This is a genomic window from Sphingobium abikonense NBRC 16140, from assembly GCF_001598335.1.
GTDB lineage: Bacteria > Pseudomonadota > Alphaproteobacteria > Sphingomonadales > Sphingomonadaceae > Sphingobium > Sphingobium abikonense.
The window spans coordinates 245,226-264,001 of the sequence record NZ_BCYT01000006.1; the positions used below are offsets into that span (position 1 = coordinate 245,226).

At 63.6% G+C, this 18,776-nt stretch carries 11 protein-coding genes; 5 read left to right on the plus strand and 6 right to left on the minus strand.

The features are described 5' to 3' along the window. Positions 1 to 6 precede the first annotated feature (6 nt). From maiA to SAB01S_RS09715, 3 genes are all read right to left on the minus strand, one after another. Entirely contained in the window at positions 7 to 642 is a 636-nt protein-coding gene (gene maiA / locus SAB01S_RS09705; protein ID WP_157078307.1) for a maleylacetoacetate isomerase, read from the minus strand. A gap of 108 nt (positions 643 to 750) precedes the next feature. Next, on the minus strand, positions 751 to 1,728 hold the full coding sequence (locus SAB01S_RS09710; RefSeq protein ID WP_062732823.1) for an alpha/beta hydrolase: 978 nt from the start codon (positions 1,726 to 1,728) through the stop codon (positions 751 to 753). 50 nt (positions 1,729 to 1,778) lie between these two features. Then, the gene (locus SAB01S_RS09715; RefSeq protein WP_157078308.1) at positions 1,779 to 4,397 is read right to left on the minus strand and encodes a glycoside hydrolase family 3 C-terminal domain-containing protein; all 2,619 of its coding nucleotides are present in this window, start codon (positions 4,395 to 4,397) and stop codon (positions 1,779 to 1,781) included. Between the two features lie 227 nt (positions 4,398 to 4,624). Between SAB01S_RS09715 and SAB01S_RS09720 the strand changes: the two genes are divergently transcribed. After that, complete coding sequence (locus SAB01S_RS09720) at positions 4,625 to 7,144, plus strand: glycoside hydrolase family 9 protein (protein WP_245646441.1); 2,520 nt, start codon at positions 4,625 to 4,627, stop codon at positions 7,142 to 7,144. A gap of 18 nt (positions 7,145 to 7,162) precedes the next feature. On the opposite strand, the gene SAB01S_RS09725 is transcribed toward SAB01S_RS09720, so the two are convergent. Together SAB01S_RS09725 and SAB01S_RS09730 are read right to left on the minus strand one after the other, a co-directional pair. Further along, on the minus strand, positions 7,163 to 8,707 hold the full coding sequence (locus tag SAB01S_RS09725; RefSeq protein WP_062732824.1) for a tryptophan halogenase family protein: 1,545 nt from the start codon (positions 8,705 to 8,707) through the stop codon (positions 7,163 to 7,165). Positions 8,708 to 8,770: 63 nt separating this feature from the next. Continuing rightward, the gene (locus tag SAB01S_RS09730) at positions 8,771 to 11,593 is read right to left on the minus strand and encodes a TonB-dependent receptor (protein WP_245646442.1); all 2,823 of its coding nucleotides are present in this window, start codon (positions 11,591 to 11,593) and stop codon (positions 8,771 to 8,773) included. A gap of 330 nt (positions 11,594 to 11,923) precedes the next feature. Here SAB01S_RS09730 and SAB01S_RS09735 point away from each other — a divergent pair, with 330 nt between their 5' ends. The 4 genes from SAB01S_RS09735 to SAB01S_RS09750 all read left to right on the plus strand — a co-directional run bounded on the left by SAB01S_RS09735 (position 11,924) and on the right by SAB01S_RS09750 (position 16,898). After that, positions 11,924 to 12,604 (plus strand): SapC family protein, encoded by a 681-nt coding sequence (locus SAB01S_RS09735; protein WP_062732826.1) that lies wholly within the window; start codon positions 11,924 to 11,926, stop codon positions 12,602 to 12,604. Between the two features lie 17 nt (positions 12,605 to 12,621). After that, positions 12,622 to 13,629, plus strand: a complete 1,008-nt coding sequence (locus SAB01S_RS09740) for a cupin-like domain-containing protein (protein WP_062732827.1) — start codon at positions 12,622 to 12,624, stop codon at positions 13,627 to 13,629. 95 nt (positions 13,630 to 13,724) lie between these two features. Beyond that, a complete protein-coding gene (locus tag SAB01S_RS09745) occupies positions 13,725 to 15,635 on the plus strand; it encodes a sialate O-acetylesterase (RefSeq protein ID WP_245646444.1) in 1,911 nt (636 codons plus the stop codon). Between the two features lie 27 nt (positions 15,636 to 15,662). Next, complete coding sequence (locus SAB01S_RS09750; RefSeq protein ID WP_062732829.1) at positions 15,663 to 16,898, plus strand: cation:proton antiporter; 1,236 nt, start codon at positions 15,663 to 15,665, stop codon at positions 16,896 to 16,898. Here SAB01S_RS09750 and SAB01S_RS09755 read toward each other — a convergent pair. Then, a complete protein-coding gene (locus SAB01S_RS09755) occupies positions 16,867 to 18,762 on the minus strand; it encodes an NPCBM/NEW2 domain-containing protein (protein ID WP_062732830.1) in 1,896 nt (631 codons plus the stop codon). The genes SAB01S_RS09750 and SAB01S_RS09755 overlap by 32 nt on opposite strands. Positions 18,763 to 18,776: the final 14 nt, after the last annotated feature.

Below are 18,776 nucleotides of genomic sequence, written 5' to 3' on the forward strand. Positions count from 1 at the left end.
GACCCGCTATTCCGCGTCCGGCTGGCATTCGGGCGCGGCATCGGCGAAGGCTGGCAGGGCCAGGCAGGCGCGTTCGATGTCCAGCAGCCGGGGCCAGCGCAAATCGGCGCCGAAGCGGCGGGCATTGACCAGTTGCGGCACGAGGAACAGGTCCGCCAGCGTGACTTGCGACCCGAAGCAATAGGGACCGGGTTGATCCGCGATCATGGCAGCGCAGGCGTCAAGCCCATCCTCTATCACGGTGGCCGCCCAGAGTTTGACCGCGGCATTGTCCAGGCCCGCGTCACGCAGGCGATCAAGGATGCGCAGATTCTGGATCGGATGAATGTCGCAGGCGATCACCTGCGCGAAGGCGCGAACCTTGGCGCGCAGGATCGGGTCTGAGGGCAGGAGCGGGGGATTGGGTTGACGCTCGTCCAGATAGTCGCAGATCGCAAGGCTCTGCGTCAGCACCGCGCCGTCGATTTCCAGCGCAGGGACCATGGCCTGCGGGTTGAGCGCGCGATAGGCCGGGGCTTTCTGCTCGCCCTTGCGCAAATGATGCGATTGCTGGCGATAGGGCAGGCCCTTGAGATTAAGGGCAATGCGCACGCGATAGCTGGCGGTCGACCGGTAATAGCCGTGGAGAAGAATGTCACTCATGCGCGCTGCGGATCATAGCTGGGTCTCCAATCAGGCGGGGTGGCGGGACCAGCCCGACCATCCCATCCTTGTCGCAGCGTCAGCGACGTTGTTCAACCCGCCACCCCGTCAGCCCTTGGGCGTCAGCCAGCCATGCATGTCCATCCAGCGGGTGAAGGCGTCGAACCAGCCGGTGCTGGTCGTGGACTTCTGATACATGCCAAAGCCATGGCCGCCCTGCTCATAAAGATGGAATTCCACGGGCTTTCCGGCCTTTTTCCAGCTGTCGATGAGGCCAAAACCGCCATTGGCGAAGAAGGGATCGTCGGCGGCCAGCGCGACGAACATCGGCGGGGCATCGGCGGGCACGGTGACGGGAGAGAGCGGACCGTAAATGTCGCCGATGAAGGCCGGTTTTGCGTCCTGGCCCTTGAGCGCGGTTGCCAGTGTCAGCATCGCGCCGGCCGAGAAGCCGACCATGCCGATGCGTTGCGGGTCGACATGCCATTCAGCCGCGCGACTACGGATGAGGGCGAAGGCGGCGCGGGCGTCAGCAATTTGTGGCGCGATGTCCTCCATCGCGCGTTCCGGGTCCATCCGGGGCCGGCGGGCGACGCCCGAGAACATCTCGGCCATGGAGCGCTCGAAAGCGGGCATGTCGGCCGGCGTCTGGTTCAGGCGATATTTAAGGACGAAGGCCGCGACCCCCTTGGCCGCCAGCGCGCGCGCGACGTCCCAGCCCTCATTTTCCATCGACAGCGTGCGAAAGCCGCCGCCGGGCGTCACCACGACGGCCGTGCCATTGGCCTTGGCAGGGTCCGGCAGGAAGGGGGTGAGCGTCGCTTCGGTCACATTGCGGGCAAAGACGCTGCCATATTGGCTGTGCCAGCTTTCCTTGTTCGTGGCGCCGGGCAACGGGCCGGTGTTGAGGGGAATGGCGTCAGGCTGCGCGGGAATCGCGATCGGCGTCATCTTGTCGTCCTGCGCCCATGCGGACGGGACGGCGATGACGGGCGGGAGCGCCACGATCCCCAGCGCGATGGCCGGCAAGGCGGCGCGCCGGAGCGGATGCCGCGACAGGCGGGAAATCCATGACTTAGATGACATATCTCACTCTCCCTTTCGATCCGGCCGATTGGCGGCCGCTTATGTCTTTCCTATTTCGGCAAGGGCATGGCCGTGCCGATGGTGTAGCGCGCGTGCTCGACGGGCGCCTGCGTACCTGGCTGGCCGCCGCCGACGCTGAGGTCATAGTCGCCCGGGATCAGCATGCGATCGCCCGCCATGGTGACAAAGCTCATGTCGCGGGGCGACAAGGTGAAGGACAGCGTGCGGCTTTCGCCGGGTTTGAGCGTCAGCCGCTGGAATCCCCGAAGTGCGGTGCGCGGCGCGCCGTCAAAGGCGGGCGGGGTGATATAGAGCTGCGCGACTTCGTCGCCCGGCCGCTGACCGACATTGGTGATCCGGGTCGTGACGCGAAGCCCCTTTTCCACCGCGCCATCGACGGGTTCGACGACAAGCGGCGCATAGGCGAAGCGCGTGTAGCTGAGGCCGTGGCCGAATGGATAGACCGGCGCGCCCTTGAAATAGCGATAGGTGCGGCCTTCCATGCTGTAGTCGTTGAACGGCGGCAGATCATCGACGCTGTGATAGAAGGTCAGCGGCAGTCGGCCGCCCGGATCGGCCTTGCCCGACAGGATGTTGGCGATGGCAAGGCCGCCCGACTGGCCGGGATACCAGGCCTCCAATATGGCGGCGGCATTGTCCTTCGCCCAGCCAAGGTCGATCGCGCTGCCATTCATCGTTACCAGGATCAGCGGCTTGCCGGTCGCTTTCGCCTTTTCCAGGAACATACGCTGATCCGCGGGAAGGGCGAGTGTCGTGCGGTCGCCGCCTTCGAAGCCATCGACCTTGACGGGCATTTCCTCCCCTTCCAGGTCGGAGGTGAGGCCCATGACCGCAATGATGACGTCGGCATCCTGCGCGCCCGAGGCAAGATCGCCGTCGAGATCGTCGGTGACGCGCTTCCAGAAGATGGCGGGTGCGGCCGCGACGCCGCTCTGCCCCTCCAGACGGATAGGATAGCGCTCGCCCTTCGTCAGCCGCACATCGACCAGTTTCAGCGGTTCCGCCCAGCGCGAAAAGTCGGTGGCGGAAACGATCGGCTGCCCCTTGCGGGAAACCTGCCCTTTCACCCCGGTCAGCGCCAGACGGTAGAGGCCGGTTTCCGGCGGGACGAGATAGCCGGTCCAGATGACCTTGTGGTCATCGGCGACCTGGCGATATTGCGATGCACGCGACACAATGCTGTCTTCGGTGCGCACCAGGGCAGGCTTGTCCGTATAGCGGTCGCCATCGACGCGGTTATAATATTCCGCGCGAATGCCCGGTCGGCCATCGGGCGTGCGAAGCGCCGTGCCGGGGACTGGATCGCCATCCGTGATGGAGGGTGAAAAGGGGATCAGTGTGACGGTCGCATCCGGCATCGCCTGCCGTAACCCGTCCGCTACCGAGACAGGCGGAGCGCTTCGCGTCGAGCTGTAATTGCCGCGCAGGACGCGGGTTGCGTCGGCCAGCGGCCCCGCCAGTGCGATCCGGACGCCGGGCTTCAGAGGAAGCGCGCCCTCATTTTTGAGCAGCACGAGGCTTTTGACCGCAGCGTCGAGCGCCAGCGCGCTGTGCGCCTGCGTGCCGATCGTCGACACGGGCGTGCTGTTGGGTTTGCGGGCGGAAAGGCCCGGCAGGTCGCCATTGCGCAGGCGGGCGGAGAACAGGCGGACCAGCGCGCTGTCTATGTCGCCGATGCTGATATGGTTGGCCGCCAGAGCGTCCCTGTAACGATCGCCTAGCCCCGCCTGACCCGACAAAGTGGCATTGTTGCATTCGCTGTCGACGCCGCGCCGCAGAGCGACGGATACGCCGGTCGCAGGGCTGGGCGCGTATTTGTGATGGGCATAGATATCCACCACGGCATCGCAGTCGGACACGACATAGCCCTTGAAACCCCAGGCATCGCGCAGATAGTCGGTAAGGAGCATCGTGCTGCCACAGGCCGGTTCGCCATCGACGCGATTATAGGCGCACATGATCGAACCGGCCCTGGCTTCGACGATGGCGGCGCGAAAGGCCGGTAGGTAGGTGTCTTCCAGATCGCGCTTGGTCGCGAAAATATTGTCAGTGTGGCGGCTGGGTTCCGGCCCGGAATGAACCGCGAAATGTTTGGGCGTGGCGACGACGTCGGGCAGATCGGGATAGTCGCCCTGTATCCCCTGGATGAAGGCAACGCCCATGCGCGCGGTCAGATAGGGATCTTCGCCATAGGTTTCCTGGCCACGACCCCAACGCGGATCGCGAAAGATGTTGATATTGGGCGACCAGGTATCAAGCCCGGTGCCGATGCGACCCAAATGGCCGGTCTGGCGGCCCAGCGTGTGCAGCGCCCGCACTTCGGTGCTGATGACGGACGCAACCGCATGGACCAGGGGCGCATCGAAGGTGGCGGCAAGGCCGATAGGTTCGGGGAAATTGGTGGTCGGCACTGGGCCGATCGCACCATGGAGCGATTCCGTCCACCAATTATAGGCCGGTATGCCAAGGCGCGGAATGGCGGGCGCGGTGTTGAGTAACTGCTCGGTTTTTTCCTGAAGGGTGAGTTGGCGGACGATGGCACGCGCCTTGTCGTCGGCTTGCGCCCAGGCATCCGTTTCGGGTGCACCCCATGCAGTCGAGCATGGCGCGGCGGCAATGGCGATCGTGATGGCGAGCCTGCGCTTCATCCGTCCTCCCCAATCGTTCCGATGCGCGTGCGCACATCTAGATTCCCTACTTCCATGGTGCGCCAGCGCGATCCGAGGAGTCGGTTCTGTTTTCTCAACAAATGGATAGCGCTAACAATATTGTCTTGCAAGGCTGCATTCGCCATTGATCGGTCGCACTTCAAATGACAGAATGACTTCAGATAATGCGCCGCCAAGATGTGATAGCGCAATCATGAGGGGATGACATGAGGCAGACCATGGGTTCGCTGGCGGCCTTCGTCGCGGTAATGATAAGCGGTCCTGCAAGTGCGCAAGCGGGTGCGCCGGAAGGCTTGCAGATCAATGACAAGGGCTATTTCGAAGCGCCGGCGGTCAACATCCTGGCCTTTTCCAACTGGTATGACGGTCTGTTCGCTGACGCGAAGATCGGCGGAGTGGAAATCATCCAGCGCGGCGTTCGCAGTGCCACCAATGGCGATGTCAGGCTGTCCGCGACGCCGGGACAATGGGATCCAGCGGCCGCGCTGGTCGAGCGCAAGGTCGATGCGAAGGCTGGCGTCATCGAAACGCGGTTGCGCTACGCCGCGCAGGATTTCAGCTATAGCGTGCGGGCCCAGCGTCAGGGCAGTGCCCTGCAGGTGCAGGTGATCCTGGACAAGCCGCTGCCTGCGTCGCTGGTTGGAAAGGCCGGTTTCGATCTGGAATTCCTGCCGTCGGCCTATTTTCATCACGCCTATATGGCCGATGGGCAAAGCGGGCTATTTCCGCTCTATCCCGCCAGCGACATGACGCGCACCCCGGACCGCAACGCCGCGAGCGGCCGCAGCGAAGGGCCTGGCGCAGAGCCGTTGCCGATCGCTCAGGGCCGTCGGTTCGTCCTGTCGCCAGAAGATGCGGCAAAAAGGGTCACGGTTCAGAGCGACCAGCCCATCGCACTGTATGACGGGCGTAACCAGGCGCAAAATGGGTGGTTCGTCCTGCGATCGATCCTGCCCGCAGGGCGAACGGGCACGGTGCTGCAATGGACGATCACGCCGCAGGCTGACCCCGCCTGGCTGCGCACGCCGGTCATCGCGCATTCGCAACTGGGCTATGCCCCCGACGCGCCCAAGACCGCGACGATCGAATTAGACCCGAAGGACAAAAGACGGCCGCCGGTCACTTTGCTGCGTGTCGGCGCCGATGGGGGGACGCAGCCTGTGCTGACGAAAAGCGCGCAGGAATGGGGCGATTATCTGCGTTATCATTATCTGCAACTGGATTTCAGCGCGGTGCGCGAACCGGGCCTTTATATGCTGGAATATGGCGATGTGCGCACGGCGCCGTTCCGGATCGATGCCCATGTCTATGATGATGCCTGGCACCCGACCAATGACGTCTATTTCCCGGTCGCGATGGATCATATGTCGGTCAACGAAGCCTATCGCACATGGCATGGGGATTCCCATCGCGACGATGCGCGGCAGGCGCCGGTCGATCATGAGCATATCGACCTCTATCGCCAGGGGCCGACCACCGACACGCGCTTTGCGCCGGGCGAGCATATTCCAGGCCTCAATGTCGGGGGATGGTATGATGCGGGCGATTTCGACATTCGGACCCAATCCCAATATCAGGTCATCCGGTCGCTGGCCGATGCAGCCGAACGCTATGGCCTGACACGCGATACGGTAAGCGTCGATCAGGCGCGGCGGCATGTGGAAATGCATGTGCCCGACGGCAAGCCCGACATCGTGCAGCAGGTCGGCCATGGGACGTTGCAGTTGCTGGCGCAATTCGATGCGGTGGGCCATGCGATCCATGGCATCGTCGAGCCGGATGTGGCGCAATATACGCATCTGGGCGACGCCGTGACGAAGACCGACGGCCTTCCTTATGATCCCACGCTGAAAAGCGGGCAGGTGCGCGATGGCCGAAGCGGCACGCCGGACGATCGCTGGGCCTTTACCAGCAAATCGTCGGCGTTGAATTATGGGTCGATCGCCGGGCTGGCGGCGGCGGCGCGGGTGCTTGTCGGTCAGGATGATGCGCTTGCGAAGCGCGCGCTTGCCATAGCGGAGCGGGTCTGGGCACAGGAGCAAAGCCAGGCGCCAGACCTGTTCCGTCACGGCAATACCACGGGCGGGCCCCTGGAGGCCGAAATGTTCGGCGCGGCCGTCGAATTGCTGCGGACCACGAACAAGCCGATCTATGCCAATTCGGTTATGGATTTATGGCCCAAGATAGAACCGCATTTCGCCGCCAATGCGCAGACGGCAGTGGCGGCGATACCCCATATGCCCGCAGCCTATCGCGCGGCTATGGTCCCGGCCGTGCGCCAATGGCAGGCGCAGAACGCGGCGATGGCCAAGGCCAATCCCTTTGGCGTGCCGATCACCACCGGAGGCTGGGCGGGATCGGGCACGGTGCTGGGCCATGCGCTGACCGCCGATGCCCTGCATCGCGCCTTTCCAGAAATTGTCGGCCGCGACGCAATGTATCGCGGGGTCGCATTTCTGACCGGGCATCATCCCGGTTCCGACATCAGTTTCGTGTCGGGCGTGGGCGCGCGGTCAAAGGAAGTCGCCTACGGCAATAACCGCGCGGACTTTTCCTTCATCGCGGGCGGCGTGGTGCCCGGCGTGCTGATCGTCAAACCCGATTTCCCCGAAAATCACGAGGATTGGCCCTTCTTCTGGGGCGAAAATGAATATGTCATCCCCGAGGGCGCGGCGTGGATCGAACTGGCCAATGCAGCCGCAAGCGCCAGTCGGCGGTCGGAGTGAAGGGGCGTCTGCGGCCGGTCAGACCGGCTGCAGGCCGTGCGAGACGATCCGGTCGATAAGGTCGCGATGGCGGGGGAGGCCGGCGCGCAACCGCGCGGTCGCGGAGGCGTTTTCGCGCATCGCCCGGCTGGCGAGATGGGCGTCGCGCCCCAGGGCTGCTGGCGGAACCTGCGTGCGAAATCCCATGCCGTAGAGGACATATTGATAGCTGGCGGCGGGAAACACCTCCTCCGCGCGATCAAATTCATCATGGAACCAGGGCGACTGGTAGCGCCAGAGATGCAGCAGTTCGCGCAGGCGATCCGGCATGGTTTCGGGACGCACATTGTCGCGCCAGAAATCGCTGTCGGTACGCTGCGTCAACACATAATGGAGCTTGAGAAAATCGATAATTCGGCCCCAGCGATAGTGGGTCGTCGCATTGAAGCGCGATGCGATGATGTCCATCACTTCGCGGCAAGCGGGCATTTGTTCGGCGATGATCTTGGTCGACAATTCGATGAGGACGATTGCCGACGCTTCGAGCGGCTCCAGGAATCCGGCGGCAAGGCCGACCGCGACGCAGTTGCGCTTCCAAAAGGTTTCGCGGTGGCCCGAGCGGATCTTGATCTTGCGCGCGGTCAGCCCGTCGCTGGCCGGACCGACATAGGCGCGCAGTTCGCGTTCGGCTTGCTCGTCCGTGATATGGCTGCTGGAAAAGACATGGCCGACGCCGCGCCGCGTCTGGATGCCGATGTCCCAGATCCAGCCGGCGCTTTGCGCGGTGGAAATGGTGTGCGATGCGATCGGGCTGTCGGGCGCGGCATAGGGCACCTGCATCGCGAGCGCCGTGTCGCAGAACAGCACGTCGTTGCAGTCGCGGAAGGGCACGCCCATCGCGCCCTCGATCAGCAATGCCTTGAAGCCGGTGCAGTCGACGAACAGGTCGCCCTCCACCAGCCCGGCCTGTGTCGTGCGGACAGCGGCAATGTCGCCATCATCGTGCAGGACCACCTGCTCGACATCGGCCAGGACATGACGAACGCCCAGTTTCTCGCAGCAGTGGCGCTGGAGAAAGGGCGCGAACTTGCCAGCGTCGAGATGGTAGGCATAGTTGGCGAGCGCGTCATATTCCGCCGTCGCCATCGTCTTGGGCGCAAGGCCGTCGTCGCAGATGCGCCCTTGCGCGCAGACGGCGTCGCAAAAACTCTCGTCTCCATCCTGCGCCAGCCAGTGCGGGGCAAGGTTCACCTGACCGAAATTCTGCGGCAGCATGAGTGGGTGATAATAGCCATCGGAGGCTGAGCCGTCGGTCCAGCGCGCGAACCAGGCACCCTGTTTGAAGGCGGCGTCGCATTGCCGGAACAGGTCGGTTTCCGAAATGCCCATGCGCGACAGGGTGGTGCGCAAGGTGGGCCAGGTGCCTTCGCCGACGCCGATGATCGGGGTGTTGGGTGATTCGACCAGCGTCACGCTGAAATCCTGGCCGATGCGGGTACGATGGCGCGCCGCGATGACGCCCGCGGTAAGCCATCCGGCGGTGCCACCGCCAACGATCACGATGTTACGAACCGGTCTGACCATATGTCTGTGGGACCATTAAAAGGGAAGGGATGTCAACCGACATCCCTTCCAAGGCGAGAACCGTCAGAAGCGGTAGCGCACGCCGGCGGTGAAGCGCCGCCCATAGCCATAAACATCCAGCAGCTGGTTGGAGAAGCGGCCGTGGGTGCTGTAGGTTTCGTTGGTGATGTTGAGCGCTTCGCCAAACAGGCTGAATTGCTCGGTCAGGCGCAGGCTGCCGCTAAGGTCGATCTGCAAGGCGGAATTGACGAAGGTCGGCTCCGCGCCGAAGGCCGAATTATTCTGGGCCTGGCCGAACTGGAGCAGATATTTGTCGCGCCAGTTGACCGCGGTGCGGAATTCGATGCCGTCCTTGTCGTAGAAGGCGACAAGATTGGCCGAATTGGCGAGACCCGTTACCGCAAAGCCGCTCTGCGACAGGTCGCTTTCATCATAGGGCTTGTTGGTTTCGACGAAGGTGGCGTTGGCGTTGAAGCCAAAGCCGCTGTCGCCGAACACATGCTGCCATGCAAGTTCGATGCCCTTGACGGTCGCTTCCGGCCCATTGATGCGACGCGATACGGTAAAGACAGCTTCCTGCCCGGTCGACGGGTCGATGACGCCGTTGATCGTCTGCCGATCGGTGCCCGCTACGATGAAGTTGGACACATCCTTGAGGAACAGGTTCACCGCGGCATAGGAGTTTGGCTGATAGTACCATTCCAGGCCGAGGTCGAAATTGTCCGCCAGATAGGGCTTCAGGAACGGGTTGTTGCCCGTCGCCGTCAGCGCGCCAACACGCTGCCCCGCGCCGACGTTCAGCACCGGCCCCAGATAGTCGAGGCGCGGCCGCGTCATGGTACGCGACGCGTCGAACCGAAGGTGCAGGCTGTCGGTCAGCTCCAGCTTCATATCCAGTGCGGGCAGGAAGTAGGAATAGCTGCTGCTTTCCGTCACCGCCTGCGAATCCGAGAAGTTGACCGTGAGCAGCGTCGGGTCCGCGGTGCTGGGCGTGATCGAGATGGGCACACGGCCGATCCCGCGCGAAATCACCTTGACGATTTCCTCGCGCGCGCCGGCGTTGAAGTGGAAAGGCATGCCGGCGACGTCAGCCTTGAAATTGACGCTGACATAAGCCGACCAGTTCTTTTCCGTGATCCGCTGAACACTGCCGGGGTCAAGCGCGAGGTCGAACGTGCCATTGAAGCCAGTGCAACAGCCCGCATTGTAACCTGGCGTGGTCGGCCCCTGCCACAGGCCTTCAAGATAGCGCTGATAGGCGCGGGCGTCATATTTGAGCAGCACCGGCGGGAGATTGCCGGAGAAGCCAGGCAGCCAATTCTTGGTGCTGATCGTGCCGTCGATCAGGCTGGCCGGGATGGGCACGCCGGTGTCGCGGCCCGACGGTGCGCCATAGCCCGCATAAGCCTGCCAGAAATTATTGGCGAAGGTGTTGCGGTTTTCGAGGGCGAATTCATCCTCCATATAGCGGCCGCCCAGCTTGATCGTCAGATCATCCTGTTTCCAGGTTGCGCCAAGGCGGAACTGCTTGATCTCGTCACTGTTGAGCTGCTGCTGGCGGACGGTGACGTGCGATCCAATGATCGCCTGATCGGTCCAGGCTGCTTCATTGCCGGCCGGGCCATAGGTGGTGAGTTCAGGGAAGCTGCTGCTGCTGTTGCCATTGACCCGGACGCCCAGAGTCGTGCCGATCAGGCCGCCATAGCCGATATCGCCATTTTCGCTGCTGATCTGGCCATCGGGATTGAGCCGGCTCTTGGAATAGCTGGCGTCAGCGTCGATCTGGAGATTTTCCGTCGCATCCCATTTGACGTTCAGGCCGACCTGGTTGGTTTCAAGAACCGACGTATCCGTGCCGGCGGTGAAGTCGGTCGGCGATCCGGCCTGCAGGAAGTTGATGGTCGTGCCATTGCTGTCCTGTTCGACATTGCGCAGGTCGCCCTGGTTGAACCAGATGCCAAAGCCCGAAATATCGGTAACGACCTTTTGCCGCGAATAATTGTCGTCGATCGTCAGCACGACATCGTCGGACGGCTGCCACTGGAAGGCGATGCGGCCGTCGATGCGCTCATCCTTGGTATAGCGCTGGTCCGCGCCATATTGTTGCTGATACCAACCCACGACGCTTTTGCGGTCTGATGCGGGTGCCGCCACATCATCGGTAGGCGCGCAGCTGGCGGCTCCGCTACCGGCCAGCTGACAGGGCGCAAACAGCCCGCCTTGCCAGCCCGAGACATAGACGCGGTTCGCTTGCGTATCGCGGCGGGTATAGACCGCGTCGACCAGAATCCCCATCGTATCGTCGGCAAAGGTGGTGCTGAACAGGCCGCCGATGGTCGGCACGACCTTGCCCGCTTCATCCTGCACCGACCCGGCCGCCGTGAAGGCCATGCGCGTGCCGGGCTTGTCGAAGGGCTTGGGGTAGGAAATGTTGAGCGTGGCGCCGATCGAGCTGCTGGACAGCGACACTTCGGGCGTCTTGTAGACCGCCAACTGTCCGACAAAGTCCGCGCCCACGGTGGTGAAATCGACCGAACGACCGCCGGACGCGGTCGACAGGCGCCGTCCGTCGATGAGCGTTTCGTTGAAGTCGCCGCCAAAGCCGCGCACGGAAATTCCCTGCGGTTCACCGCGCGACCCGGAGCGCTGGATCGATACGCCGGGCAGGCGCTGAAGCGACGCAGCAACGTTGGAATCGGGGAACTTGCCGATATCCTCCGCCGAGATGACGTCGACGACGCCCGAGGATTCGCGCTTGATGTCGAGATTGCGTTGCAGCGATCCGCGAATGCCCGTGACGACGATATCGGCGGTGCTAACACCGTCGGCAATGTCACCCTGACCCGCCTGCTGCGCGGATGCGGGCATGGCGATAGCCAAAGCCATGCAACTGGCCGTCATGGCCAGGCCGATGCGAGTGCGCATGTTTGCGGCACGAAGTGGAATTGACGTCATGATCCTCCCCTAGTCCAGACAATATCTCGCCCGAACGCCGCGACACCATCGCCGCGACGATCCCATAGTCTTATCCGGGGTGATTTTTTCCGCCGGTTCGGCGGCCTTCACCCTCACCCAATGCTTCTTTTTATGGATGGAAATGTTAGCGCTATCGAAACTGCTGTTCAAGCGAAATTATATGCGCCATGATCATGTTTGCCGGACTGGCCGAAATTCACGCAAATATGCGGATCGGCGCAGGGGGACGCAGGTGGGAGGATGACTTTGGAACTGCTTAATAGTGACACACATGCAACAGTACGCATGCACCCGGGCGATGCGATGAGCGACCCGCTGGTGCGCATTGTTATCAGTGAAATCGCGACCGCAGCAGCGGCATGCCCGGTATTTTTTTCCAAACATGCCGAAAGCGGCGCCTTCTACGTCGGCGCGCTGACCGGTTTTCGACGGGGCGAACCGCTGATCGATTCGCCCGATGGCCGCTGGGCATTTCGGCCGTTCGAAATCGACCGGCAGGGCTTCTTTGCATCGGGAGACAGCATTGCGCTCGACCCGGATCACCCGCGTTTCGCCGTGGGCGGCAGCGAAGCGCTCTTCCATCCCGATCGGACCCCCACCGCAGCGCTGCGCGCCGTTCAAAAGGCGATTGGCGGACTGATGGCTGGGGCGGCCGCGACGGACGCTTTCATCGCGGCCATGCTGGCCCATCGCCTGATCGAACCCGTCGACATCAGCCTGTCGTTCGACGATGGTGACACGTTGCGGCTGGACGGACTTTATACGGTCAGCCTGGACGCGCTGAGCGAATTGCCGGACTCGGTTGTGGTGGATCTGTTTCGTTCCGGTCACTTGCAGCCGGCGTTCGCCCTGGCCGGGTCGCTGCATCATGTCGGCTTGATGGCCCGGCGGCGCAATGCCCGACTGACGCAAATCGGCTGACGGGGCTGGAGCGTGCCATGCAGATCGAGGAAATAGAGGGCGCGCAGATCCGGCAGCCTGAGGATTTGCGGCCGGTAATTGACCAATGCCGGCCGACCGTCATTCGCGGTTTGTGTAGGGACTGGCCGATCGTGCGCGTGGCGCAGGGCGGCGGCAATGGCGCGGCGCTCGATCATCTGCGGCGTTATGCCAGCGACGGCAGTGTCGACTATTTCGTTGCCGATGCAAAGCTGGGCGGGCGCTACGCCTATGGAGAGGGACCAGATGGGTTCAACTTCACGCGTCAGCGCAGCGAGATGGGCGCAGCGCTCGATCGCATTGCGGCGAACGCGCATGATGGCGCACAGACATGCTATATTGGCTCCTTGCCATCCGATACCTATTTCCCCGGTTTCGCGCGGGATCATGGCTGCGCGCTGCTGCCGACCACCGTCCGGCCCCGCCTATGGATCGGCAATGCGTCCGACATTGCCTGCCATTATGACAGCTTCGACAATCTGGCGATCGCGGTTGCGGGGCGACGGCAATTTACCCTGTATCCGCCTGATGCGATTGGCGACCTGTATGTGGGGCCGATCGACCATACTATGGCGGGCCAGCCGGTATCGCTCGCAGCGATAGACCCCGGCGCACAAGAGCGCTTTCCGCGTTTCGAGGCCGCAGCGCAGCGCAGGCTTCATGTTGAACTGAACCCGGGCGATGCATTGTATCTGCCCAAATTATGGTGGCACGGCGTGAGGGCGCGCGATGGCATCAATATCCTGACCAATTACTGGTGGGATGCGTCCGCAGCGGGTCCCGATGCGCCCTATGCTGCGATGTTGCTGGCGATGATCGCCATTGCCGAGCGGCCGGAGCCGGAACGGGCGGCGTGGCGCGCCTTTTTCGATCATTATGTGTTCAGGCCGGATGGCCATCCGCTGGCACACCTGCCCGCCGAGCGGCACGGGATATTAGGGCCGCTGAAAGAGGGCAATTACGGGCGTATCCGCGCGCTCGTCATGCGCATGTTGCGGGGCGGATAACGGCTAATGTGGTAGCGATATCATGTTTACAAACTTGAATTTGGGAGAAGGCGATGCGGAAGGCGCGGACGATATCAATTCTTTTGGCTGCGGCGATGCCATCGGTCGCCTTGGCGCAGGGCGACAATTTGCTCAGCATCGATCCCATGTTTAGGAGCAATGCGGTGATTCAACGGGACGAGCCCGTCACCATCACCGGTTCCGCGCCAGCCGGGAAGCTGGTAACGGTATCTGTGGGTGGCGCGGAGCGTTCGGTCAGAGCAGGGAGGGATGGTCGCTTTGCGGCGACCTTCCCTCCCGTCACCGCAGGGCAGCCGTTCGATATCGAGGCGCGCAGCCCGTCGGGTCGCGTGGTGTCGCATAATGTGTTGGCGGGCGACGTGTATCTCTGTTCCGGCCAATCCAACATGGAACTGGAAGTGCGCCATGCGCAGGACGCGATGGGCCAGATAAGCAGCTCGGCCGATCCGGCGCTTCGGTTGATGACGATCCCTCGCGCCGTAGCAGACCAGCCCCTCGACACCTTCGCCCAAACGCCCCTGTGGAAAGCCGCCGGGCCGGACAGCGTCCCCGATTTTTCGGCCGCCTGCTATTATATGGCGCGCACCCTGCGCAAGAGTGCGGATGTCCCGATCGGCGCGATCGCGAGCAGCTGGGGCGGGTCGCAGATCAGCCCGTGGATGGGCGGACGCGCACAGGCGGCGGTCGGCAATAGTGCGCAATCCGCTTTGCTGGCGCTTCACGCCCGCAACGCCACAGAGGGCGAAAGGGCGGCCAGCGCGCAATGGGAAGGCTGGTGGCGGGCGGCGACCGGTGATCGCGCCGGCGCGGAGCCCTGGCAGGCGGATGCGAAGATGGATTGGACCGACGCGCCGGCGATCGGCGCGTGGGAGGATTGGAATGTCCCCCGCCTGGCGGACTATAATGGGATGGTCTGGTTTCGGCGTGACTTCACCCTGACAGCGGAGCAGGCGAGGGGCGAAGCGGCGCTGTCGCTCGGCACATTGGACGATGTGGGACGCGCCTGGATCAACGGGCAGCCGATCGGCATGGGTGCGCGCGCCTGGCAGCCCACGACGCTGAACGTGCCGGCGAGTATCCTCAAGGCCGGACGCAATGTGCTGATCGTCAATGTCGTCGACAATTATGCCAAGGGCGGCCTGCTGGGGCCGGCGGCGGACATGGCGCTGCGCCCGGCGCAGGGCGATGCGCTGTCGCTGGGCGACGGCTGGGCTTACGCGGTCGCGCGCATGTCTCCCCCCGGCGCGCCGCGCGTGCCGTGGAGCGATGTGACTGGCACCAGCACGCTGTACAATGGGATGATCGCGCCGATCGGGGCGATCAAGCTGAAGGGCGTCGCCTGGTATCAGGGGGAATCCGACACCGACATTCCGGGCTACGCCGATCGACTGGCGGCGATGATGGCGGACTGGCGGCAGCAGTTCGGGCAACCGGACCTCAGCTTTGCGATCGTCCAGCTGGCCGGCTATGGCGAGCCGGCTACGAAGCCGGAGAATAGCGGCTGGGCACGGCTGCGGGAGGCGCAACGTCAGGCCGTCGTGGCAGATAAGCATGCGGGACTGGCGACGGCCATTGATCTGGGCGATCCCTTCGATATTCATCCGGGCGAGAAGCAGGAACTGGGGCGGCGGCTGGCGCGGGTGATGCGCGCGTTGGCGTATGACGCGCCCATCGCGCGGGCGGGGCCGCAGGCGGCCAGTGCGGTCAAGGGCGGCGACGGAACCGTCATCCTTCGTTTCTCTGGTGTCGAAGGAGGGCTGCACCTGCGAAGCGGGGGGCAGGCGCTGGGGTTTGAACTTTGCGGGTCGGACGACCAATCCTGCCGCTATGTTCCCGCGACGGTGCAGGGGGATCAGGTCATCCTGACCGGAGACGGCAAGTCGGCGGAGCGCGTGCGCTATGCCTGGGCCGATTATCCTGTCATGAACCTGTACGACGGGACGCCGCTGCCGATCGGGCCATTCGAGATGCCGATCGCGCGGTGATGGGTTACGGGGCGGTTTGGGGCGGACATGACGGACAATGAGCTATTTCTGCTGATCCTCGTGCTCGTCATGGGGCTGCCATGGATTGCGTGGCGGCTGCTGGGCGATGCCGATCATGCGCCATTGGTGGTGGTGCAGATTGTGGTCGGCGTGCTGCTGGGACCAGGTGTGCTGGGCGCCGCCGCGCCGGGGCTTCATGCACAGATATTCACGCCGACCGCGATCACCATGCTGAATGGCATCGCTTTATGGGCGGTCATGCTATTCGTCTGGCTGGCAGGGATCGAGCTCGATCTTGGCGCGGCATGGGCCGCGCGGCGGGACAGTTGGGTGACGGCGGGGATGGCGCTACTGACCCCGCTCGCGCTTGGCAGCACGGCAGGCGCGCTGATCCTGATGCATCCGGGCTGGATCGGACCGAAGGGGGAGCCATGGCAGGCGATACTGGGCATCGGCATGGCTTGCGCGGTAACAGCGTTGCCGATCCTGATCCTGTTGATGGAACGGTTGGCGATCCTGCGCACGCCGCTGGGCCAGCGCGTGCTGCGCTATGCCAGCCTGGATGATATTGCCATCTGGGCCGTGCTGGCGGTGATTCTGCTCGACTGGCCGCGCATGGAACGCCAGCTTGCCTTCATCTGCGCTTTTCCCTTCGTTGCCTGGGGCATCCGCCTCCTGATGCGCCGACTTGCAGAAGCAGAGCGATTGCGCGCGTCGATGGTTTGGCTGGCGGTGGCAGGACTGGCGGCCGACTGGGCCGGGCTGCATTTCATGGTCGGCGCCTTTCTGGCCGGCGTGATCCTCGATCGATCCTGGTTCGATGCGCAGGCGCTCGACCGGCTGCGCGACATGCTGCTGCTGACCGTGATGCCCATCTTCTTCCTCAGCACCGGGTTGCGCACTGCCTGGTCCATGGGGGGCGTGGACCTGATCGCGGTGGCGGCGCTGCTGCTGGCGGCAGCGGTCGGCGGCAAGCTGATCGGTCTGCGCGTCGCCGGGCATTGGCTGCAATGGCGGCGCGGGGAAGCTGGCGTCATTGGCTGGTTGTTGCAGACCAAGGCATTGATCATGATCATCTTCGTCAACATCCTGCTCGACCGGCAAGTCATCAGCGGCGGCACCTTCACCGCCCTGTTGCTGATGGCGCTGGCGAGCACCATGCTGACCACCCCGATGGCGCGGCGCGGCTTGCGCGCTCTAGCCGCGCTTGAGAGGCAGGACGATCCGCCTGTCAGCGCCTTAGGGCAGCGTCGCCCCAACTGACCGGCAGCATTTCGCCAGGGGCGTCCGGCGCCTGTGCGACCAGTTCGACGATCGCGACGCCGCGCACGTCGACGTCGATCGGCTTTGCAGCCTCGCCCCGGCGCGCGCTTGCGCTCGCCAGCCTGCGACCATCGCCATAGACGGTAATGCGCACGGGATGGGCGGCATCGCGCGCGCTATCATCAACGCCGACCTGTGCGGTGAAGCGGCTGAAGCCCTCATTGCGAATTTCAAGCCGGGAATTTGCGAGCACACCGACGCCCGATCCGAAAGCCTTCCCGGCAATGGCGAGCGGCTGATTATAGGGCGTGGCGTCCGGCATGGCGCCGCCCCAGCCGGCATAGAGGGGGCGTTCGCCCACGCCGCGCGTGCCGCGCCAGCCGGGGATCGATCGATGAATGGTCGGATCGGGTTCGGGATGGCTGACGCCATCGACCGCAGGGTTCACGCTACCAGGTTGTTCGGACAAATATAGCCCGTCCTGAAGCTGGCGCTCGCCGGTGGCCCTGAACACAAGCGTCTGGTGCGGCTCAAGGTCGAAGGCCTGTTCGCCGGAGAACTGGTTGGCGGCGCCGGTCCACATATCCTTGAGCGCGATAGGCCTGTTCGCGCTGAATTTCAGATGTTCGGCCGTCAACACGGTCTGCATCGGTGTCGCAGTGCGGTTGAAGAGCGCCACGGCCCTGTCACCATTGGCAAGAGACTTGACCAAAATCTGCACATCGTCGCTGTCGAAGGCGATCGTCGCCTGATTGCCGGCTGCGTCCTGATTGATGGCGATAAGGTCGCCATTGCCGAAAATGTCGAGCAACGATTGCGGCACGGTGCGCAGGTCCGCACCGATCAGCAGGGGCGCGTTCATCATCGCCCAGAGCGCGAAATGCGACCGTGCTTCGGTAAGATGCGCGGCATCGAAATCGCCCTTGCCGATGAACAGCATATCGGGATCGTTCCAGCTGCCCGGATGCGCGTAGAATGCCCGACGCACGGCGCTGTCATAATTGGTCAACATCCGGCTCCAGTCGGGCGTAATATCGTCGCTGGTCCGGGAGATATTGCCGACATCCTTGCCCCAGGCGCGGACATTGGCGCTGCCCCAGATACAGAGGGAGAGCATATAGTCGCCGTCCGGATTGTAACGCGCGAGCGACTGGTTGATGTCGGCGAACAGCGCCTTGACAGCCGGGATGTTCGACCGGGCGACGCTGTGCTGGTCGATGAGCGGCGGCAGGGCGCGATATTGACCGCTGCGTACACGGGGGGCGTCGGCGGCGAAGGCGCGGATGCCGCATCCGTCGACCTTGATCGCATCGAAACCCCATTCCGCGAAGAACAGGCGCAAATCCTGGTCGCTATGGCCATAGAGCCCGACCTCTCGTTCGACCACGCTGCCTTCGGGCAGCTGCGCTGGCCCTTCCGAATAGGCTTGGGAGCAGCTGTTGCGGCCAAGATCGGAATAGATGCCGGCCTTGAAGCCCATGCCGTGCAACCGGTCGGTCAGCGGGCGGAAGGTCGGATCGCCCTGGCCCGTCTGCGCGGACGGGAATTTGTCGGCGCGGATGATGAGGCGCCCATCGCTGGTGCGGCGCTTCAGCCACCAGCCGTCATCGATATTGATGTAGCGATAGCCCTTTTTCGCCAGGCCCGTGTCAACGATGCGCTGCGCCGACCCCATCAGCTTTTCTTCGTCGATTTCGGTGAAGAAGGCGTTCCAGCTGTTCCATCCCATCGGCGGCAATTGCGCGTTGCCTCCCTGGTACGCGGTCCAACGCGCGGTGGGCGCGAGCGGGTCCGGGCTTTGCGCGGAGAGCGTCGTGCCAGCGACCAGCAGGGTGAGCGGCAGAACAGAGCGGAACAACGTCATACAAGGTCCTTGCA